We start from the raw sequence: 20,170 nt of genomic DNA on the forward strand, positions 1-20,170 counted from the left end.
TTCAAAAAACGGTAGATTTATGAAGCATGGATCACAATTTAATCGTGTAGCGGCACGGCACAAAAATTACAAAAGAATTGATAAGGGATGCGACTCATGAGCTACAAAGTTTTTTTGAAAATTTCCGACTCGACCTATACGCAATTTGCTGCGATTCGAGAGAAATTGCACGCTGGGGTAAAAGAAAGCCAGTCCAAAGTATTAGGTAGTGTTCTTTCCGATTTATCTTGCGAAATTATTGAGCAAGTGTTCTCCGTATTGTTACAAGGAGAGCAAGGCAACTCGACCATGACCGAAAAGCAGCGCCAAGAATCTGAGAAAGTTCTTCAACAAATTTTAGATACTTTCCGAAAGTATATGCCTTGGTCAGTTTCTTTTTTTGGTAATGAACGACTTTTACCTTTAGTTGATTATATGACGTCACTCATGAAAGAACGTGAGCAAGATGTTTATATTACGTACCCGATCACACCTCAACTTGTGCAACAAGCCCAAACACTGACCGAGCAAATACGCGCGGGCAATATGCAAAGCGTAGAAGAAGCTTTTCAAACCTTGATTCAAATTGTGGATTTAGGCGTAACAAGCCTAGTACGTGAACCTAAAAAACGTTTAAAATTTAATTTAGTTGTCGATAAAACCCTAAATGGGGTCATTAATATGACAACGCATTTGGGCTATAAACGTTTGGAAAAATTGGGGACGCAGGTTGATCAGACCACAGCAACTCACTATATCAATCACTTTTTGGCCTTTATGCATCAAGCAGCATAATTTAAAAAGATAATAGGAATTTAAAGCATGGCCAAACTTGATACTTTGCAAAATAAAGTGGTGTGGATTACTGGAGCATCTTCTGGTTTAGGGAAAGCTTTAGCTGGTGAGTTTGCTCTGCAAGGTGCTCAAGTGATTTTAACTTCACGCCGCTTTGAAGAATTAGAAGAAGTTCGCGTTGGTTTACTCCATCCAGACCAGCATTTGTCGGTAGTTGCAGACATTACCAACCAACAGCAAGTTCAAGAAGCGTATGAGCAGATTTTAAAAGCCAAAGGTCGAATCGACTGGCTCATTAATAATGCAGGTTTAAGTCAACGTGCTTTGATTCAGGACACCACAATGGAAACTGAAAGAGCCATTATGGAAGTCGATTATTTCTCGCAAGTGGCTTTAACCAAAACTGTGCTGCCGACGATGCTCAAACAAAAGTCTGGCCGAGTTGTATTTGTCTCTAGTGTAGCAGGGCTATTAGGTACGCAGTATCGTGCAAGTTATTCGGCTGCTAAAGCTGCAATTCACATGTGGGCCAACAGTTTACGTGCTGAAGTTTCAGATCAGGGCGTTGAAGTTTCTGTGATTTTCCCAGGCTTTGTAAAAACCAATGTTTCATTTAATGCGTTAAATGGTGCAGGGCAGCCTCAAGGCCATCAAGACGAAGCAATTGAAAATGGATTGGAAGCAGATGTTTTTGCAGAACAGTCAGTTAAGGCATTAATGCAAGGGCAAGAGTATATAGTAGTGGGCGGAACGAAAGAAAAATTAGGTGTAATGGTTTCCCGTATGTCCCCGAAATTACTCTATAAAATGATTCGAAAAACAAAAGTGAAATAAAAAAGAGATTTCGCCGTGCTAAATTGATGGAAAAACCTACATAGAAGGTTCACCATGGATCAAGACTACCATCGTATCTTAGACGTTGTAACGCGTTTTCAATTGGTCTTTGACCAGAAAAATTGGGATGCGTTTGATGAGTTATTGGCCGATCAACTTGAGGTGGACTATTTCCAGTTTAGAGGAGAACCTTTATGTGTGGTGTCTTGTCATGAATATAAAGGTTCACGGCAACAAGCTTTGTCACATTTGCGACTACAGCACAATTTGAGTAATCCTCTTATTCGGATTGAACAAGACCGTGCATGGCTAGAGTGTAATTATCAAATTTACCGTTTTTCGGAAAATGATTATTTTCATTCTTTTGGTCGCTATTATTTTACTTTGGCAAAACAACAGGACAAATGGAAAATTACCGGAATTTGCCAACACTTAACTAAAAGTATTGGCAATCCGCGTATACATTTTTCTGCTATGGGGCAGTGCTAGTCTTTGACTGCTGTACCATAAGCAAAAACTTCAACCATTCCGCCTTGCATACCGAGTTCGGTTGTACTCAGCCGAACTCCCATAATATGGTTAGTACCCACACTATGTGCTTGTTGTTTTAAACGAATAATCGCTTCACGACGAGCACGTTCAACTATACTTTCATAACTGCTAAGACGACCACCTAAAACATTTTTTATAGAAGCCAGTACATATTTAAAATAGTCATGTGAAATGACCACATTACTGCTAATAAAGTGGCCCAACTGATCACTTGTTGCAAAACGATTGGTATCAATTCTGATATGGGCAAATTGTTGCTCTTTTTCTAGAAGTTCATTCAAATGTTTTTGTTCAATATGACGGCCAAAAGCCCAACCGATACTGAAAAGAATGAGAAAAACAACAAGCTGAAAAATAAGATTTTCCATTTTCTACCTATGCATTAAATGGATCTGGTAGATGTGGAGCTTGCGGTTGCACCACGACTGCTGTGCCATATACAAATAGCTCTGAAGCGCCTTGGGCAATGTTTGAAGTTGAAAAACGAATACCAACAATTGCATTCGCACCAAGCTGCTGGGCTTTGGCAATCATACGATCCATGGCTTCTTGGCGGGATTCTTCTAAAAGTTCGGTGTAGCCCGTGAGTTCACCACCCACAATATTTTTTAAACTTGCCATGAGGTCACGGCCCACATGTTTGCTACGAACAGTGCTTCCATAAACAACATCGAGTTGCTTTAAAATTTGATGGCCCGGAACACTTTCTAAATTACTTAATAACATTGTTTTTTATCAATCTAAATTTCTTAAGGTTTCAAGATAAAAAATATTCAGATGAGTTGCAATAAAAAAGCCCACCGAAGTGAGCTTTTATAAGAACATGATTTAAAGCTTATTGCTTTTTAAGTTCAGCACTTGATGGCTGATGTGCCACTGTATCTGAAGTATTTGCTTTTAAACCACCACCTAGAGTTTTATATAACTCGATTTGGTTGTTTAAGTTTGCTTGTTGAAGCAATAACAAACCTTGTTCTGCTGAATAAGATGAACGCTGTGCATCAAGAACCGTCAAGTAACTGTCAATACCAGCACGGAAGCGAGCATTTGAAAGTGTGTAGTTGCGGTTAGTTGCTTCTACCAAACGTTGTTGCGCTGTTAAACGGTCACCAATGTTGGCACGCGTAGCAAGTGCATCATTCACTTCACGGAATGCAGACTGAACTGATTTTTCATAGTCAGACAATGCAATTTTCTGATCAGTTTCAGAAATTTTCACATTGGCACGACGAGTACCCCAGTCAAAGATTGGTAAATCTAAGCTTGGACCAATTGACCATGCAAAACCACCAGACTTAAATAGATCACTTAAATCAGTTGAAGCATAACCTGCTGAACCCGTTAAGCTAATGGTTGGGAATAAACGTGCTTTTGCAGCACCAATATTCGCACCCGCAGCGCTTAAGTTATATTCAGCTGCTTTTACATCTGGACGGTTGTTTAGCAAGTCACTTGGTAAACCGGCAGTGAATACATTTTGCTGAGCAATACGTTTCACAGGTTGTGTTGGCAACAAGTTTTGTGCAACGGGTTGACCCACAAGTAAGTTCAACAAGTTTTGTGCTTGAGCAATTTGAGTCTTGTAGTTCGCTACATCATTACGCGCAGTTTCTACAGAAATCTGTGCTTGACGTAATGGAACTTCACTGTCGATACCTACATCAAAACGCTTTTTGTTGAGATTGTAAGAATCTTGCTGTGCTTTAAGCGTTTGCTCTGCAAGTCTTAAGTTTGCTGTTGCAAACGAATAATTCAACCATGCTTGAGCAACTTGGCTGATCAAGCTGATCTGAGTCGAATCACGCGCACTTTGCGTTGAGAGGTAATTATCTAAAGCAGCGTCTTTTAGACTACGAACACGGCCCCAGAAATCAAGCTCATAAGCAGTTACACCCAAACCTACTTGGTAAGTAGAGTAGGGGTTATTCGGGTCACGACTTGGCGTAACCTGACGAATTGCACTACCACTTGCTCCAATCGTTGGAAGCTGGTTGTTCTTCGTAATCTGATATTGCTCTTGAGCACGTTCAATATTGAGCGTTGCTTTACGTAAATCACGGTTATTCGCAAGAGCCAAGTCGATTACTTCCAGCAAACGCGGGTCAGCAAAGAACTGTTTGTAGCCCTGTTCAGCAATAGATGTACCAGAAGCGCTTTTATATGCATAGCTCTGTGGAATATCGGTTTTCACGACTGGTTCTGGGCCGCGCATGCTTTGACAAGCTGCCAAAGCAAGCGCAAGTGCAGATACCGCAATGCTACGACCTGAAATAGACCATACTTTTTGCATCACGATTTATGCTCCTGAGTGTTTATGGTTTTTGGTTTGTACTTAAAGATACTACGAATCCACACATAGAATACAGGGATAAAGAAGATACCTAAGAATGTCGCGCTGAGTACGCCACCAAGTACACCGAAGCCTACTGAGTGCTGACTTCCTGCACCAGCACCTGTTGAAAGAGCAAGTGGAAGTACACCAAAACCGAAGGCAAGGGTCGTCATGATAATTGGACGTAAACGCATTTTTGCAGCATGTAAGGTTGCATCAAGCAGATCTTCACCTTTTTCCTGCAATTCTTTTGCGAACTCAACAATCAAGATCGCATTTTTTGCCGAAAGACCGATCACCGCAATAATCGCCACCTGGAAGTAAATGTTATTTGAGAGATTTGGATCTCCTTTAATAATCATGCCCAAGTAGGTCAATACAAGTGCACCAATGACACCAAGTGGTACCACAAGTAAAACCGAGAACGGAATAGACCAGCTTTCATATAATGCAGCTAAGCAAAGGAATACGATTAACAATGAAAGTGCGTATAAGAATGGAGCTTGAGCACCAGACTCACGTTCTTCAAGTGATAAACCTGTCCATTCATAGTCGAAACCTTGTAAGCCCATAGATGGTAACTTACCAATAATTTCTTCCATTGCTTTCATTGAGTCACCAGAGCTTACGCCAGGTGCAGGAGTACCTTGAATGTTAACCGATGACACGCCGTTATAACGTTCAAGACGTGGAGAACCATAAGTCCATTTACCTGTAGCAAATGCAGAGAATGGAACCATCACACCTTTGTTATTACGTACATACCATTTGTTTAAGTCTTCAGGCATCATACGAGTATCCGCATCGCCTTGAACATAAACTTTCTTCACACGACCACGGTCAACGAAATCGTTAATGTATGAACCACCCCATGCAATACGCATTGTATTGTTGATGTCAGCAATGCTCACACCCATCGCGCCAGCTTGAGCTTGATCTACATTAATTTGATACTGAGGCGTATCTTCCTGACCATTTGGACGTACACCCATCAGGCGTTTATCTTGTGATGCTAAGCCTAAAATGGTGTTACGAGCTGCAATCAGTTTCTCATGGCCTTGACCACTTGAATCTTTAAGCTGCAAGTTAAATCCGGCAGTTACACCCAATTCAGGCATTGCAGGAAGCTGTAATGGCATAACGTATGATGCATCTTTAATGATCATGTTTAATGCCATACCACGCTTAATTAATGCGCCGATTTGAGTTTCTGGTGTTGTACGTTTGCTCCAGTCTTTCAACTTAACGAAGCCAATACCAGCATTTTGACCCACACCCGTGAATGAGAAACCAGATACGGTGAAAATAGATTCCACAGTGTCTTTTTCATTCATGAAGAAGTTAGTCATGGTGTCAATCACTTTACCTGTACGGTCAAGCGTTGCATTTGGTGGTAATTGAACAAGTGTCATCACCACACCCTGATCTTCTTCTGGTAAGAATGAAGATGGGAGTTTTTGGAACAAGAATACTAAAAGGGCAACTACAACAGCATAAAGCACGCCTGAGAAGATTTTGCCTTTAAGCATGCGGCTAACACCATTTTGGTAGCTATGCGACATACGGTCAAAACCGTTGTTAAAGCTTCTAAAGAAACGCGCAAAGATATTATTGCTTGGTTCTTTATTTGGATCATGCTGTTTTAAGATTGTTGCACAAAGAGCAGGGGTGAAGGTTAACGCCACAATTAACGACAGAACCATTGCTGTTACAAGGGTAATCGAGAACTGACGGTAAATTACACCTGTTGTACCACCAAAGAATGCCATTGGTACGAATACCGCAGTCAATACGCTAGTAATACCCACTAACGCACCAGAAATCTGCTGCATTGAACGAGAAGTTGCTGTAACCGGATCGGTATGGTCCTCACTCATTACACGTTCAACGTTTTCAACTACAACAATGGCGTCATCGACCAGAAGACCGATTGCCAATACCATAGCGAACATGGTTAAAGTGTTAATTGAGAAACCAAAGATATTAATAACTGCAAATGTACCTAATACAACTACTGGAACTGCAAGCGTTGGAATAATCGTTGCGCGCCAGTTTTGTAAAAATAGGAACATGACAATGAATACCAAAATCACGGCTTCAATTAGCGTGTGTACAACACTTTCAATTGAAAGACGGATAAATGGAGTCGTGTCATAAGCGAGTTTATCTTGTAAACCTGCTGGATAGTTCTTACGTAATTCAGACAAACGTTGTTCAACAGCTGCTGCTGTATCAAGTGCGTTCGCACCAGTTGCAATTTTAATTGCAAGACCAGCCGCTGGTTTGCCATTAAACTTCGAATCGAACTGATAGTTATCAGAACCTAACTCTACACGAGCAACATCTTTTAAACGAACCTCAGCACCTGATGCTGTGTTCTTTAAGAAGATATTTTTAAACTGTTCAGGTGTCTGTAATAAGCTTTGCGCATTTACAGTTGCGTTAAGTACTTGACCTTGTACAGCAGGTGCACCACCTAACTGACCTACAGCAACTTGCGAGTTCTGCGCTTGTAACGCAGTTGCAATATCACTAGGTGTGAGTTGGTAACTTGTTAATTTAGCTGGATCGAGCCAAATACGCATCGCGTATGAACCACCAAAGACTGTTACTTCACCAACACCAGCAACACGGCTAAGCGGTTCTTTAATTGATGAGTTTACATAGTCTTTAATGTCTGAGTCTGAAAGGTTGTTATCTGGTGAATAGAATGCAATAACTTGCAAGAAACTCGCACCAGATTTAGTTACTGTTACACCTTGTCGTTGTACATCTTCAGGTAAAAGTGCAGTTGCAGATTGCAATTTGTTTTGAACTTGAACCTGTGCAATATCAGGGTCAACACCTTGTTCAAAGTTTAATTGAATAGATGCTTGACCGTTACCAGCACTGTTAGAAGAAATATAACGTAAGCCATCGAGACCATTCATTTGTTGTTCAATGATCTGGGTTACGGTGTTTTCAACTGTTTCAGCCGACGCACCAGGATAAGTCGCTGCAATTGTGACAGTCGGTGGTGCAATCGTTGGATACTGTGCAATAGGCATTTTTGTTAGCGTCAGAATACCCGCCAACATAATGACTAATGCAATCACCCACGCAAATATGGGGCGATGAATAAAAAATTGTGCCATTCAATCTACCCCTTATGCATTTGAAGCTGCTTTCTGTTCTGCTTGAGGTTTACCTGATTGAGCCGGTTTCGCAGCATTTGGCGCTGCACCTTGAGGATTTGCTGGTTGAGCTTGATAAGGTTTTGCTGTTACTTGTTGCCCTTCTTTAACTTTGGCAACGCCATCAACAATGACTTTATCGCCAGCTTTTAAGCCGTTAGTCACAATCCAGTTTTGTCCTTGAACCCCTGAGGTTTCAATTGGACGACTCTCAACAGCCCCTTTGGCATTAACAAGCATTGCTACAGCTTGACCTGTAGGTAAACGTGTAACGGCAGCTTGTGGAATCAGATAAGCATTTGGAACAACACCCTGAACAATTTGTGCAGTGGTATACATACCCGGAAGCAATAAATGATTCGGGTTAGAGAATACAGCACGTAAAGTAATTGTTCCTGTATCTTGGTTTACAGAAGCGTCAGAGAAAGCAAGTTGCCCTTCGATTGGATAGGTAGAACCATCTTCAAGCTTTAATTTTACTTTCGTGTTGTTACTGTTGTTTAAACTGCCTTTACTTAATTGCTGACGTAAACGTAACAACTCGGCGCTAGACTGATTAATATCAACATAGATTGGATCTAACTGCTGAATCGTTACTAATGGGTCAGTCTGGTTTGCAGTAACTAAAGCACCAGCCGTTACTGAAGAACGCCCAGATTGTCCAGAAATAGGAGAGCGAATTGTAGAATAACCAAGATCTACATTCGCATTTGTTACTTGAGCCTTAGCTGCAGCAACTTGTGCTTCTGAGACATTGACTTGACCAAGTAAGTCATCATATTCCTGTTTAGACACAGCATTACTAGAAACAAGTTGTTTATAACGATTTAACTTGGTACGTAGTGAAGCTAGATTTGCCTGTTGTTGTAGGAGTGATGCTTTTGCATTTTCTAACGTTGCGCGGTTCGTTCTAGAGTCGAGCTCATAGAGCGCCTGACCTTCACGAACATAGCTTCCTTCAGCAAATAAACGTTTTAAAATCACGCCACTTGTTTGAGGACGAACTTCAGAAATTTGATATGCTGAAGTACGGCCTGAAAGCTCAACGCTTTGTTCAACACTTTGTGGTTGAGCAACAATAACACCTACTTCTGCAGGCGGCATTTTCTGAGCAGCAGCAGCTTGCTGTTTCTCATCGGAGCCTTTGCTACAACCAACAAGCGCGATACTTGTTGCTAATGCGCAAGCAGTAAGGGCTGGTGCCCAAAGCTTAGCCGACATCATTGTTCCACCTCGTTTAGATAAAATCTAAAAATATATTTGTTTTCTACTTAACCTACTTTGTGTTTGTAATAACCAGAGCCAAAGCAGTGCAATCCAAATAAAACCAATACCCCAACCAGCGAATACGTCTGTTGGGAAATGAACTCCTGCATATATTCTTGAAAGCCCCATACACACAAACCAAAGACAGGAGATCAAAACAATATAAGGAGAGTTAATGTTGTGCTTACGGCATAACATAATCATTGCCAGACAAGCCAGTGTTGATGCATAAACACTATGTGCACTTGGGAACGATGCACCGTAACTTTCAACGATATGATATGCCTCAGGAGGTCTAGGCCGATTAATACACCACTTGAGCAGCCAACCAATGGTGATACTGCCAATAACTCCCAAGCTAATGAAAATAACAGTAATATATTTTTTATACCATGCTAAATATACACATACTAGAAAGGATAAAAAACATACAAAAGGCATGCCGCCTACGCGTGCAAGAAAGGCAGTTATAGTATTAAGATAATCTAAACGATGATGACTCAATGTTTGAACGGTGAGCAAGTCCAAAGATTGAAGACTTGGTACAACCAGACCAAGAACACCTAATCCTAAAAAAACGCAACCAATACAAAGCAATAGATAGGGCATATACACACCTTTGCTTATTCATGTAGTGTTTTACTACTGAATGCCGTTGAAAGTGTACTTGCCAGTACACTTTTTTTCAAGCCTGATAGATCATCGTAAATTCATTTTGAATTTTTTTTAACATTTGGAAAAACAATCACAACAAAATTGACGGAATTCACAATTTGTGTACAAAGCAAAACGCTAGTGTTCTGCTTTTTTTCCGCCACTTGTTTGGTTATTTTCTTCTAATTCTAGAGGCTGTTTCGGTGGCCAGAAGAAGTCACTTGGTCGGGTAAGAAAATGGGTCATGACCAGTTTAGCTAATGGCTTCCATTGTTCAAAGCGAACACGACGTGCACGTAGAGCCACAATAATCGTTAAGGTGAAACTTACGAATAGGTTAGTAAGGCCAATACAGAGCACACCTAAAAATGAAACAATAATCAAGCCAATATCTGGACTACCGTTAATGGTCATTAAACCTTGAATAAAGTTCGCTGATGCAAAGGCAATATGACGAATATCTAAAGGTAAACCTAGAATAAAGCCGATTGTTCCCATACTTCCTAGCATGACACCGAACAGGAAGTTACCAGCAAGCGCACCTAAATTACGTTCAATATATTCAGCAAAACGGTTTAGGCGTTCTTGCCCAAATAAACTGCGTAAACGTCGGTGTGCTTTTAAACGAGGTCCTACTTTTCTATAAACAGCCATGTTGTCGAAGTAGCCTGCAATAAGACCCGACAAGAACAAACATACGCCTGCAATTGCTGCATGTGGAACGGCTAAAGATGTAAATGGATTTAAGCTGTGTAAAAGAGAAGTGGCTTTGGTATGGGTTAATAAAGGTTCATCTAGATAAAACTGCCAAGCAAAGGTAATAAGTGCGGCAGTAGGGATTGCAATCGAGATATTACCCAAAATAGCAATAAACTGAGTTCGAATAATATTGATAATGAGTGCTGCTAACTCTGCAATTTGTGCAGTTTTAGAGCCTTTACGTTGCTGAACAGTGGCTGCAAGGGCAGCGGCTGTCATTGCTGGTTGTTTTGTCGCAACAGTAAAGTGCAATACGTGAATCAGAATAAAGCCGAGTGAATAGTTCATGCTGAACGTAAAGGCTTGCATAAGCGGGGCCATCGTCATACGTGCAGCAAGAATTTTTAAGGATGCCATACAGGCAATAATGACACCTGCACCAGCAGCGGCTTTATACATACCCCAAAAGCCTTTAGTGTCTGTACTCACATAGTGCTCACCAGTACGACTTGCATTTTCTGTGACCTGAAAGGCGATGAGTTCACTGGTGGTACTTAGTAAAGAGCGGACACTTTTTTCACTATAATGTGCTTTAGTTAAGTCCGAAATTAAATTCCCTAAAGAAATATAGCGTCCTTCACTGTCGTCTACGACCAAGTAGAGTAATAATTCAATTCGATCTAAACATTGCTCAAGCAAAGACAGCAAATAAGTCAAACTTAAACTAACACCGATTCTTTTGGTGGCCCGACGTATTTTTAAAACGACGTCACGGCATTGTTCCAACATTACAAATGCTTGAGATGCATCTGGTGGGGGAATGACTGCAATGTCATTGCTAGAAATATCTTGTTTTTTATACTTTTCAATAAACTCAATAATTTCACGGTTTTGTACTAAAAACGGTGATTCATATTCAGTTAACTCAGGCTGAGCATTAATAAATTCAGGATAAAGCCCAATACCACTAATACGATAAGATAAGACAGTAATCGCCTTAATCATTTCTCGTTGAATGGCATGTTTTTCATCGACATTGCTATTACTTTGCCCAATTAAACCGAATAACGTTGCCCAATCTTTGTCATCAACATTGTTTAACCAGACTGAATCACTTTCTAAATAGAAAATTTTTCCAATCAAAATTTTGAGCTGGCTGACATCTTCAATGAGTGGCAGAAAATGGCCACCAAGTCTTTGTCCAAGTTGGTTCCAGAAACCATCTAAAGACAAAATGCCGCTATCTGCATATAAGCTCACTTGCTTATATTGATTAATTAAACGTAATAAAAAGGTTTGTAAAAGAGCAGGAGCGGTAGGAGTAAGTAATAAGCTATCAATAAGTGCTTGTATTTTTTGCTCTATTTCATCCGTATCGTGAGGATCGGATGGCCGTAAAGCATTGACTAGGTCAATGAGAATATTTTCGTCGATAACAGCTTGAGGATTTTCAAGCTGTTTCTGGATTTTTAAAAAATGATCTGAAAAATTTATATGCATAGGCAAAATAATATCTACTGTATTCGATGTAATGCAAGCCGAGTGAGGTTAATCAATGCTTGGCGATAAGGTGTATCAGGCAAGATTGATAAGGCTTGCAGTGCTGCTTCTGTTTCTTCTTGGGCACGGCGCTGGCAATAATCTAAAGCACCAGACTTTTGTACAATTTCAATAACTTTGGATAATTGGTCAACCCCACCAGTCGCAATGCTACGACGAATAATGGCGTGTTCTTCACCCGTTGAATGTGCTAATGCTGAAATTAACGGTAAAGTCGGTTTACCTTCCATCAAATCATCACCAATATTTTTACCTAATGTTTCAGCATCTGAAGTGTAGTCTAAAATATCGTCAATAATTTGGAATGCATTTCCAAAATGACCTGCAAATAATCTTAAAGGTTCACGGTAGGCTTCTTGCCCAGCCAAAATGGCAGCACCTTCAGTTGCAAGTTCAAATAAACGAGAAGTTTTCCCGTGAATAATTTTTAAATATGTTTCTTCGGTTGTATCCGGTTGATGCTGAGATTGAAGTTGTAGTACTTCACCTTCAGCGATTTCACATGTACCTGTTGAGAAATCTTTTAATAAGGTCATGTTGTTTAAATCAACCAATAGATCAAAAGCGCGAGCAATAAGGAAGTCACCTACTAACACAGCAGTTTGGTTGTTCCAAGTTGCGTTGGCAGTAGGGCGGCCACGGCGAAGCCCAGATTCATCGACCACATCATCATGCACTAAAGTTGCGGTATGAAGCATTTCAATAATGGCAGCCAGACGCTGTGCATTTTGCATATTGTCCAGACCACAAGCTCGTGCTGCAAGTAAACACATGATCGGGCGCATACGTTTGCCGCCAGCTTCAACAACATGTTTACTGACCGACATGACCAAGCCGACTTTTGAGCTAATTCCTTCATTAATCAAGTGATCCATCGCAGCAAAGTCTGTAGCAACAGGAGCGAGAATGTCTTGCTTAAAATCGATGACCATATGAAGAAAAACCCCGTATTGGTGATAAGTGGCGTTAGTGTATCAATTAAAAGTGCATTAAACAGGGAAACAAGCAATTGATATTAATCATTTGTAGGTTCATGAAGAGTTCTTTGTTCTTTATTTCGGCAAAACGATGTGTTTCCGACAAAACAATAAATTTTAATAACGTCAACATGAATACAGCTTGTTCTTGTTGCAAGTTGTGTTTGGAACTGTATTTTAAATTCCATTCAGAATCAATGAAAAGTACTAAATTCGAATTGAAGCTGTTTTTATTATGTAAGAATAACGGTCTCTATTGCTTAGATAAAGATAAAGCACTTGTCGTTTGATCAAATTTCACTTAAAATCTGTCGCCTTGTATAACCCCAGTGGCGTTCGTTTTAAGATCGATATATCCCTTTATCGACACGACGACACGGGCTGATTGGAGTACATTATGTACGCAGTAATCCAAAGCGGTGGTAAACAGCACCGTGTAGTTGAGGGTGAAACCCTTAAAGTTGAATTATTGAAGGCTGAATCTGGCGCAACTATTACATTTGATGATGTATTAATGGTTGTAAACGGTGACAACATTCAAATCGGTGCTCCAGTTGTAGCTGGCGCTAAAGTAACTGCAGAAGTGATTGGTCATGGTCGTCACGACAAAATCCGCATTATCAAAATGCGTCGTCGTAAACACTACCGTAAGCAACAAGGTCACCGTCAATGGTTCACTGAGTTGAAAATTACTGGTATTTCAGGCTAATCACGAGGAGTAAGAGACATGGCAACTAAAAAAGCCGGTGGATCGACGAAGAACGGTCGTGATTCAAACCCAAAAATGTTAGGTGTTAAAGTTTACGGTGGTCAAACTGTAACTGCTGGTAACATCATCGTTCGTCAACGTGGTACTGAATTCCACGCTGGTGCAAATGTTGGTATGGGCCGTGACCATACTTTATTTGCTACTGCTGACGGCGTAGTAAAATTCGAAGTGAAAGGTCAATTTGGCCGTCGCTACGTAAAAGTTGAAACTGTTTAAGTTTTAGCTTAAGAAAAAGCCCACATTTTGTGGGCTTTTTTTATGGAATTTCATTAATTTCATCTTCATCATGATGAATGAAATTCTACAAACAATATGAATAACATAACAAAATATCTTATTTTCTCAATGATTAGCACAGAGTTTGTCGGTTAATATGGGTCTTGAATGAAGAGCTTGTTCGGCTTAGTGAAATTAAAAGCGAACAAGTTATCTTACAGCAACTAAAAAGGTGATGACATGAATATGCTTCGTAAAACCATGTGTGCTATTACACTCAGCGCGTCAGTGCTTGCTCCTGTAATGAGTACTACAGCGTTTGCTGCACCAGTAGCAGCACCGGAGCAACAGGCGATTGGGAACCTGGTAAATCAGTTATCAGGATTACAGCGTTTAACTGCCGATTTTGAACAAACAACCAAAGCAAATACAAAAGCTGTAGCACAGAAAAAAGGCTTAGGTGCTCAGCATATGAACCAGACATTTAAAGGTTCAATGAAAGTTGAACGTCCGGGGAAATTTTATTGGGAAACTGTGAGTCCGTCTAAACAAACTATTGTGACGAGTGGTAAAACAGTCTGGATTTATGACCCTGATTTACAACAAGCTGTCCGTCAAAGCTTAGATTCGCAAGTAGCCGATACTCCAGCTTTATTGCTCTCTGGTAATACTAGTCAAATCATGAAGTCTTACCGAGTGACTCAGCCAGATAAATCTAAATTATATTTTACGTTGTTCCCGAAAAAAGAAGATGGCGCTTTCCAAAGCTTAACGATTAGTTTTGGTGCCAACAAAGCACCGACATTAATGGTGTTACAAGATTCTTTAGGACAAACCACTTATGTGAAATTTAATAATGTAAAAGTGAATGCTTCAATTCCAGCTTCAACTTTTAATTTTACGCCACCTAAAGGCACAGATATTATTGACCAATAATTATTGCACCTCTTTAAGAAAGCCACCTGAAAGGGTGGCTTTCTTTTTATATATCAATCACAGATACATTTTTTAACCCCGTCTTATTCTTACGCTTTGTATAGTGATAAAAGAGAATACACGGGGATTAACATGCGACTTTACGATAAGAAAATTATTTTCATTCTTCCTATGGTAGCTGCCATGGTGGCAGGAAGTGGTTGTCAGCCAAAATCTGCAGCTAAAGATGAGCAACCTGCATCTAGTGCTTCAGTAAAAGAGCAAAAACAAGCAGAAGTTCCTGTTATTCAGGCAAAAGTAATTCCAGTAAAATTACCAAAATCTAAAGTTTGTCTTGAAGATGGCTGTACTGAATATGACTTTCAGACAGTACAAACTAATCAAAAATGGATTAATGATTATTTTACGAACCGTATAAAAAAAGCAGATCCGAATGCTTTTGCAAACTTGGCTGATAAACCTGTTGAAGTACCAGAGGGGGAGCCTCGTTCAAGTCAAAGTGCAATTTATGTCCGTTATTTGGGACAAAATTATAATCTAGCAACCTTTGCCTTACAGACATACTCATACTCTGCAGGTGCAGCACATGGTATGTCACATCAAGAATTTGTAAATTTTGATTTATTAAATAAAAAGCACATTACTGTTGCTGAACTTATTAAGCCAGATGTAGAAAAACAACTCGTTGATGCACTTTTTGATGCGAATACCAACTGGCTTCAAGAACACAATATTAGCCGTGAAAAACTGCAGTTAAGTGATAATTACTACTACGGCGCCAATGGGATTGTTTTTGTTTATCCCGTTTATGAGCTAGCTTCTTATGCAGAAGGGATGACTGAATTAACACTGCCGTATTTTGAGGCAGCTAAGTTCATTAAACCTGAGTACTTACCAAGTGTGCCGAGCTACAACATGTAAAATATCTTGTGTCTTCTTAGAATTGTGTGAAAGCTATTCGATATGAAGATGATCACTATATTTTTTAGTGCTAAGGGCTTACACTATAGCCAGTTTTTTACCCATATTATGATTAATTATGATCGACCCTAAGTTACTCAGAAATAATATTGAAGTCGTTAATGCAGCTTTGGCAAAACGTGGTGTTCAGCTAGATGTTCAAGAATGGGCATCTTTAGAAACTCGCCGTAAAGACTTGCAATCAAAAACTGAAAAGTTACAGGCAGAGCGAAATGCCGGTGCTAAACAAGTGGGTCAGATTAAAAAATCCGGTGGTGACGCTTCTGAAATCATGGCACGCATGCAGGCCATTGGTGATGAGATCAAAGCTGCCGAAGTTGCTTTGTCAGAACTACAAAACGAGATTGAACAAAAAGCACTAAGCATTCCTAACTTACCAGATGAATCTGTTCCAGTTGGTAAGGATGAAAGTGATAACGTTGAAATCTCAAAATGGGGTACACCTCGTCAGTTCGATTTTGAAATCAAAGATCATACTGATTTAGGCGAGTGGATGGGCGGCTTAGAGTTTGAAACTGCGACTAAGCTCACTGGTTCACGTTTCAGCGTGTTGAAGGGGCCTTTAGCGCGTCTACAACGTGCTTTAACTCAGTTCATGCTTGATACCCATACTTTAAAGAATGGCTACACAGAAGCTTATGTGCCGTATTTGGTTAATGCTGACTCACTTCGTGGGACAGGACAATTACCAAAATTTGAAGAAGATTTATTTAAACTTCAAGGCGAAAAAGAATACTACCTTATTCCTACAGCTGAAGTTCCAGTCACAAACTTTGTTCGTGATGAAATCATTGACGCAGACCGTTTACCATTAAAATATGCAGCGCATACACCATGTTTCCGTAGTGAAGCTGGTTCTTATGGTCGTGATACACGTGGTTTAATCCGTCAGCACCAGTTTGATAAAGTTGAAATGGTGCAAATCGTTAAACCTGAAACATCTATGCAGGCACTTGAAGAGCTTACTGCACATGCTGAGGGCATTTTGCAGGCACTTGGTTTGCCATACCGCAAAATTTTGCTCTGTGGTGGTGATATGGGCTTTGGTGCGATGAAAACTTACGATCTAGAAGTATGGGTTCCAAGCCAAAATACATATCGTGAGATTTCAAGCTGCTCTAATATGGGTGATTTCCAAGCGCGTCGTATGAAAGCACGCTTCCGTATGGATCAGAAGAAGACTGAATTAGTGCATACGCTAAATGGTTCAGGTCTTGCAGTAGGACGTACTTTGCTTGCAGTAATGGAAAATTACCAACGTGAAGACGGCTCAATCGAGATTCCAGAAGTATTACGCCCATATATGGGTGGTGCAACGTTTATTGACTAAGCTTTGCATCTAAATTGTGCACGTTTTTTGCTTAAACATAATCAGATGATTGATGTAGAGGTTTAAGGTGGATATTTTTCCAATCTCTTTGAAGTTGCAGCAGCAACGTTGTCTGATTGTGGGCGGAGGGCATATTGCTTTACGCAAGGCAACCTTATTAGCTAAGGCGGGGGCAATAATTGATATTGTTGCTCCTGAAATTGAAGAACAGCTTCTGCAATTAGTGACAACAACAAATGGTCAGCATTTTGTTGAAATTTTCTCTGAGAAGTTTTTAAGTACACCATATCGACTCGTCATTGCCGCGACCAATGATCCGCAAGTCAATAAAACAGTCTTCGAGCAATGTGAAGTACGTCATTTACTTGTAAATAGTGTTGATGATATTCCACATTGCCGCTTTATGGTTCCTGCGATTATTGACCGTTCACCTTTAGTGATTTCGGTTGCTTCAAATGGGACATCTCCTGTTTTATCTCGACAAATCCGTACACAGTTAGAGACATCCATTCCACATGGAATGGGGAAATTGGCTGAGTTTTCAGGAAAATGGCGAAATCAGGTTAAAGAAAAAATTTCTAATCCCGATGAACGCCGTATTTTTTGGGAAAACTTGTATGCAAGTCCCTTAAAAGAGCAGGTTTTTAACGACAACCTAGATGTTGCAGATAGCATGCTTGAACATGCATTGCAGGAATGGAAAGCACCTAAAGGTGAAGTTTATTTAGTGGGCGCAGGTCCTGGTGATCCTGAACTGCTTACCTTAAAAGCTTTACGTTTAATGCAGCAAGCTGATGTGGTCATTTATGATCGTTTGGTATCCCAACCCATTTTAGAGTTATGCCGTCGAGACGCTACAAAAATATATGTCGGTAAAGCTCGCTCAAATCACTCGGTTCCCCAAGATGGTATCAATGCTTTACTCGTTGAATATGCTCAACAAGGAAAGCGCGTTTGTCGTTTAAAAGGCGGTGATCCGTTTATTTTCGGGCGTGGTGGTGAAGAGATCCAAGAATTATTCCAAGCTGGTGTGCCATTTCAGGTGGTTCCGGGTATTACGGCAGCGTCAGGCTGTTCAGCTTATGCGGGTATTCCGCTCACTCATCGTGATTATGCTCAGAGTGTACGTTTTCTAACTGGCCATTTAAAAGAAGGCTCTCCTGAGCTTCCTTGGAATGAGCTGGTATATGAGAACCAGACTTTAGTTCTTTATATGGGCTTAGTCGGCTTGGAACGTATTTGTGAGCAATTAATCGCTCACGGACAGCGTCCAGATATGCCAGTTGCATTAATTTCAAAGGGTACAACCCCTGAACAAAAGGTTGTGGTGGGGTCACTTGCTGATATCGCATCTAAAGTGACAGAACATCAAATTCATGCGCCGACTCTCACGATTATTGGTGAAGTCGTACGTCTGCGTGAACAGTTACAGTGGAACTAATGGGCTAATAATTTCTTTGATAGATTTAATGATTGCCTGAGTTAACCAACAAGTAATTTAAGTGAGTAATTAAGTGATTCATGTTGTTCTATACGAGCCTGAAATCCCTGCAAACACAGGGAATATTATTCGACTATGCGCGAATACGGGGGCTCAATTGCATTTGGTTAAGCCTTTAGGTTTTGAGCTTGATGATAAAAAGCTTAAACGTGCAGGGCTTGATTATCATGAATGGGCAAGAATGCAGATTTGGGACAATATTGAAGCATGCCTTGCAGACTTAAAGTCAAAAGGTGTTGAGCATGTTTTTCCTTTAACGACAAAGGGTTCTGCAACTCCGCATACAGTTGATTTGAATCGACCTGTGGCTTTACTGATGGGACCAGAAACACGCGGCTTGCCTGAGCATGTGCGTTTGATGTTCCCTCAAGAGCAGTGGATTCGCTTACCAATGGCTGAAAATTCTAGAAGTTTAAATTTATCTAATGCGACTGCAGTGATTGTTTATGAAGCATGGCGTCAGCAAGGCTTTAAAAATTTAGGTTAGTTTTATAAATACAAAAAATAAGGCCCTTGGTGGCCTTATTTTTTTTGATCTAATTTTAATTTAAGCTTGTTCTAGTACTTTTTCATCATAGATGATTTGTGCTGCTAAAACTTGTTCGATGTTTGTTTCAGCCCATTCTTTTAACTGGAATGCCATTGAAGCGACATTTTGGCCTAATGGTGTAAGTGAATAGTCAACACGAATAGGTGAAGTGTCTTGAATTTTACGTTCGATAAAGCCGTCTCTTTCAAGCATTTTTAACTTTTGTGACAAGACTTTAGGTGAAATACCTTGAATATTCTTTTTGAGCAAATTGAAGTGCTGTGTTTCTTCTTCAAGAATGTTTAAGATGAGTAAAACCCACTTGTCTGCAATTTTTTCAAAAAATAAACGAGCAGGGCAATGTTGTTGAAAAATATTATATTTTAGACATTCATTCATACCATTTACCTACTTATTTTAAAAAAAATATACTAGTTACCAAGTGGTAACTAATTGACACCTAGTTTCTAAAATATATCATAAAATGGAATTTAATAAAACACAGGTTCTTCCATGTCTAATTCTAATATTGCGGTTGTATATTTCTCTGGTTATGGCCACACGAAAGTAGTTGCTGAAACTTTTGCTAATGAAATTAATGCTCAACTTATCCAGATTGATCAGGAAGGTAATATTACTGAGCAAGATTGGGAAACATTAAACAATGCAAAAGGTATTGTTTTCGGTGCTCCAACTTATATGGGTACAGCACCATGGCAGTTTAAAAAATTTGCTGATGCAACTTCAAAAGTTTGGTTTACACGTGGTTGGGAAGATAAAGTATTTGCAGGCTTTACCAACAGTGCAAGCCTAAATGGTGATAAGCAAGTTACGCTTATTCAATTACAAACTTTAGCATCACAACACGGTGGCATTTGGGTGAGCTTAGGTCTATTGCCAGCAAACACTAAAAACGCAAAACGTGAAGATGTAAATAACTTGGGTGGCTCGGTAGGTCTACTTGTTCAGTCACCATCAGATGCAAGTGTAGATGAGATTCCAACAGGGGACTTAGAAACAGCAAAACTTTATGCAAAACGCGTACAAGGTATTGTAAATAAAATATTTGGATAATAAGTCCATAAAA

Annotated in this window: 20 protein-coding genes and 1 pseudogene; 11 read left to right on the forward strand and 10 right to left on the reverse strand. The window is 40.0% G+C overall.

The genetic code is table 11. The features are described from left to right. Positions 1-96 precede the first annotated feature (96 nt). Genes RMA95_RS07665 through RMA95_RS07675 form a run of 3 tightly spaced genes read left to right on the forward strand, consistent with a single transcriptional unit; the run spans position 97 to position 2,097 of the window. Complete coding sequence (locus RMA95_RS07665; protein ID WP_275289763.1) at positions 97-774, forward strand: hypothetical protein; 678 nt, start codon at positions 97-99, stop codon at positions 772-774. A 27-nt stretch (positions 775-801) separates the two neighbouring features. Next, the gene (locus tag RMA95_RS07670; RefSeq protein ID WP_016803828.1) at positions 802-1,608 is read left to right on the forward strand and encodes an SDR family NAD(P)-dependent oxidoreductase; all 807 of its coding nucleotides are present in this window, start codon (positions 802-804) and stop codon (positions 1,606-1,608) included. A gap of 54 nt (positions 1,609-1,662) precedes the next feature. After that, entirely contained in the window at positions 1,663-2,097 is a 435-nt protein-coding gene (locus RMA95_RS07675) for a nuclear transport factor 2 family protein (RefSeq protein WP_263614469.1), read from the forward strand. On the opposite strand, the gene RMA95_RS07680 is transcribed toward RMA95_RS07675, so the two are convergent. The 9 genes and pseudogenes from RMA95_RS07680 to RMA95_RS07720 form a co-directional block, all read right to left on the reverse strand. Further along, positions 2,094-2,528, reverse strand: a complete 435-nt coding sequence (locus RMA95_RS07680) for a heavy metal-binding domain-containing protein (RefSeq protein WP_311070060.1) — start codon at positions 2,526-2,528, stop codon at positions 2,094-2,096. The genes RMA95_RS07675 and RMA95_RS07680 overlap by 4 nt on opposite strands. 7 nt (positions 2,529-2,535) lie before the next feature. Beyond that, positions 2,536-2,886, reverse strand: coding sequence for a YbjQ family protein (locus tag RMA95_RS07685; RefSeq protein ID WP_002051367.1), 351 nt, complete (start codon positions 2,884-2,886; stop codon positions 2,536-2,538). 109 nt (positions 2,887-2,995) lie between these two features. Further along, the gene (gene adeK, locus RMA95_RS07690) at positions 2,996-4,450 is read right to left on the reverse strand and encodes a multidrug efflux RND transporter outer membrane channel subunit AdeK (RefSeq protein WP_311070072.1); all 1,455 of its coding nucleotides are present in this window, start codon (positions 4,448-4,450) and stop codon (positions 2,996-2,998) included. Next, on the reverse strand, positions 4,450-7,626 hold the full coding sequence (adeJ, locus tag RMA95_RS07695) for a multidrug efflux RND transporter permease subunit AdeJ (RefSeq protein ID WP_263614466.1): 3,177 nt from the start codon (positions 7,624-7,626) through the stop codon (positions 4,450-4,452). The genes adeK and adeJ overlap by 1 nt, the downstream gene beginning before the upstream one ends. Before the next feature lie 12 nt (positions 7,627-7,638). Further along, positions 7,639-8,889 (reverse strand): multidrug efflux RND transporter periplasmic adaptor subunit AdeI, encoded by a 1,251-nt coding sequence (gene adeI, locus RMA95_RS07700; RefSeq protein ID WP_263614465.1) that lies wholly within the window; start codon positions 8,887-8,889, stop codon positions 7,639-7,641. A gap of 24 nt (positions 8,890-8,913) precedes the next feature. After that, positions 8,914-9,540: a phosphatase PAP2 family protein gene (locus RMA95_RS07705; RefSeq protein WP_311070061.1), complete on the reverse strand. Its 627-nt coding sequence runs from the start codon at positions 9,538-9,540 to the stop codon at positions 8,914-8,916. Positions 9,541-9,723: 183 nt separating this feature from the next. Then, positions 9,724-11,784 (reverse strand): site-specific recombinase, encoded by a 2,061-nt coding sequence (locus RMA95_RS07710; RefSeq protein ID WP_311070073.1) that lies wholly within the window; start codon positions 11,782-11,784, stop codon positions 9,724-9,726. A gap of 14 nt (positions 11,785-11,798) precedes the next feature. Further along, complete coding sequence (gene sdsA, locus RMA95_RS07715; RefSeq protein ID WP_079548933.1) at positions 11,799-12,776, reverse strand: All-trans-nonaprenyl-diphosphate synthase; 978 nt, start codon at positions 12,774-12,776, stop codon at positions 11,799-11,801. Between the two features lie 46 nt (positions 12,777-12,822). Further along, positions 12,823-13,122 (reverse strand): annotated as a pseudogene (locus RMA95_RS07720) (hypothetical protein). Positions 13,123-13,218: 96 nt separating this feature from the next. Between RMA95_RS07720 and rplU the strand changes: the two are divergent. The 7 genes from rplU (at position 13,219) to RMA95_RS07755 (ending at position 19,041) form a co-directional block, all read left to right on the forward strand. After that, a complete protein-coding gene (rplU, locus tag RMA95_RS07725) occupies positions 13,219-13,530 on the forward strand; it encodes a 50S ribosomal protein L21 (protein ID WP_000271409.1) in 312 nt (103 codons plus the stop codon). An 18-nt stretch (positions 13,531-13,548) separates the two neighbouring features. Next, the gene (rpmA, locus tag RMA95_RS07730) at positions 13,549-13,806 is read left to right on the forward strand and encodes a 50S ribosomal protein L27 (RefSeq protein ID WP_000201632.1); all 258 of its coding nucleotides are present in this window, start codon (positions 13,549-13,551) and stop codon (positions 13,804-13,806) included. 240 nt (positions 13,807-14,046) lie between these two features. Next, on the forward strand, positions 14,047-14,742 hold the full coding sequence (lolA, locus tag RMA95_RS07735) for an outer membrane lipoprotein chaperone LolA (protein WP_002051355.1): 696 nt from the start codon (positions 14,047-14,049) through the stop codon (positions 14,740-14,742). A 132-nt stretch (positions 14,743-14,874) separates the two neighbouring features. Next, positions 14,875-15,663, forward strand: a complete 789-nt coding sequence (locus RMA95_RS07740) for an RsiV family protein (RefSeq protein ID WP_311070062.1) — start codon at positions 14,875-14,877, stop codon at positions 15,661-15,663. A 118-nt stretch (positions 15,664-15,781) separates the two neighbouring features. Next, complete coding sequence (gene serS / locus RMA95_RS07745) at positions 15,782-17,053, forward strand: serine--tRNA ligase (protein WP_017393835.1); 1,272 nt, start codon at positions 15,782-15,784, stop codon at positions 17,051-17,053. Positions 17,054-17,120: 67 nt separating this feature from the next. Next, positions 17,121-18,494, forward strand: a complete 1,374-nt coding sequence (cysG, locus tag RMA95_RS07750; protein WP_311070063.1) for a siroheme synthase CysG — start codon at positions 17,121-17,123, stop codon at positions 18,492-18,494. A 73-nt stretch (positions 18,495-18,567) separates the two neighbouring features. Next, complete coding sequence (locus RMA95_RS07755; protein WP_002051239.1) at positions 18,568-19,041, forward strand: tRNA (cytidine(34)-2'-O)-methyltransferase; 474 nt, start codon at positions 18,568-18,570, stop codon at positions 19,039-19,041. 60 nt (positions 19,042-19,101) lie between these two features. On the opposite strand, the gene RMA95_RS07760 is transcribed toward RMA95_RS07755, so the two are convergent. Continuing rightward, positions 19,102-19,482, reverse strand: a complete 381-nt coding sequence (locus RMA95_RS07760; protein WP_032010152.1) for a helix-turn-helix domain-containing protein — start codon at positions 19,480-19,482, stop codon at positions 19,102-19,104. Positions 19,483-19,596: 114 nt separating this feature from the next. On the opposite strand from RMA95_RS07760, the gene RMA95_RS07765 reads away from it, so the two are divergent. Next, entirely contained in the window at positions 19,597-20,157 is a 561-nt protein-coding gene (locus RMA95_RS07765; RefSeq protein WP_002051305.1) for a flavodoxin family protein, read from the forward strand. Positions 20,158-20,170 lie beyond the last annotated feature (13 nt).

This window comes from Acinetobacter sp. V110_1 (assembly GCF_031798975.1).
Lineage (GTDB): Bacteria > Pseudomonadota > Gammaproteobacteria > Pseudomonadales > Moraxellaceae > Acinetobacter > Acinetobacter nosocomialis_A.

Bases quoted from the DNA above. Each gene is read 5' to 3' on its own strand.
- RMA95_RS07665 (WP_275289763.1), top strand. From the start codon at position 97: ATGAGCTACAAAGTTTTTTTGAAAATTTCCGACTCGACCTATACGCAA.
- RMA95_RS07670 (WP_016803828.1), top strand. From the start codon at position 802: ATGGCCAAACTTGATACTTTGCAAAATAAAGTGGTGTGGATTACTGGA.
- RMA95_RS07675 (WP_263614469.1), top strand. From the start codon at position 1,663: ATGGATCAAGACTACCATCGTATCTTAGACGTTGTAACGCGTTTTCAA.
- RMA95_RS07680 (WP_311070060.1), bottom strand. From the start codon at position 2,528: ATGGAAAATCTTATTTTTCAGCTTGTTGTTTTTCTCATTCTTTTCAGT.
- RMA95_RS07685 (WP_002051367.1), bottom strand. From the start codon at position 2,886: ATGTTATTAAGTAATTTAGAAAGTGTTCCGGGCCATCAAATTTTAAAG.
- adeK (WP_311070072.1), bottom strand. From the start codon at position 4,450: ATGCAAAAAGTATGGTCTATTTCAGGTCGTAGCATTGCGGTATCTGCA.
- adeJ (WP_263614466.1), bottom strand. From the start codon at position 7,626: ATGGCACAATTTTTTATTCATCGCCCCATATTTGCGTGGGTGATTGCA.
- adeI (WP_263614465.1), bottom strand. From the start codon at position 8,889: ATGATGTCGGCTAAGCTTTGGGCACCAGCCCTTACTGCTTGCGCATTA.
- RMA95_RS07705 (WP_311070061.1), bottom strand. From the start codon at position 9,540: ATGCCCTATCTATTGCTTTGTATTGGTTGCGTTTTTTTAGGATTAGGT.
- RMA95_RS07710 (WP_311070073.1), bottom strand. From the start codon at position 11,784: ATGCATATAAATTTTTCAGATCATTTTTTAAAAATCCAGAAACAGCTT.
- sdsA (WP_079548933.1), bottom strand. From the start codon at position 12,776: ATGGTCATCGATTTTAAGCAAGACATTCTCGCTCCTGTTGCTACAGAC.
- rplU (WP_000271409.1), top strand. From the start codon at position 13,219: ATGTACGCAGTAATCCAAAGCGGTGGTAAACAGCACCGTGTAGTTGAG.
- rpmA (WP_000201632.1), top strand. From the start codon at position 13,549: ATGGCAACTAAAAAAGCCGGTGGATCGACGAAGAACGGTCGTGATTCA.
- lolA (WP_002051355.1), top strand. From the start codon at position 14,047: ATGAATATGCTTCGTAAAACCATGTGTGCTATTACACTCAGCGCGTCA.
- RMA95_RS07740 (WP_311070062.1), top strand. From the start codon at position 14,875: ATGCGACTTTACGATAAGAAAATTATTTTCATTCTTCCTATGGTAGCT.
- serS (WP_017393835.1), top strand. From the start codon at position 15,782: ATGATCGACCCTAAGTTACTCAGAAATAATATTGAAGTCGTTAATGCA.
- RMA95_RS07760 (WP_032010152.1), bottom strand. From the start codon at position 19,482: ATGAATGAATGTCTAAAATATAATATTTTTCAACAACATTGCCCTGCT.
- RMA95_RS07765 (WP_002051305.1), top strand. From the start codon at position 19,597: ATGTCTAATTCTAATATTGCGGTTGTATATTTCTCTGGTTATGGCCAC.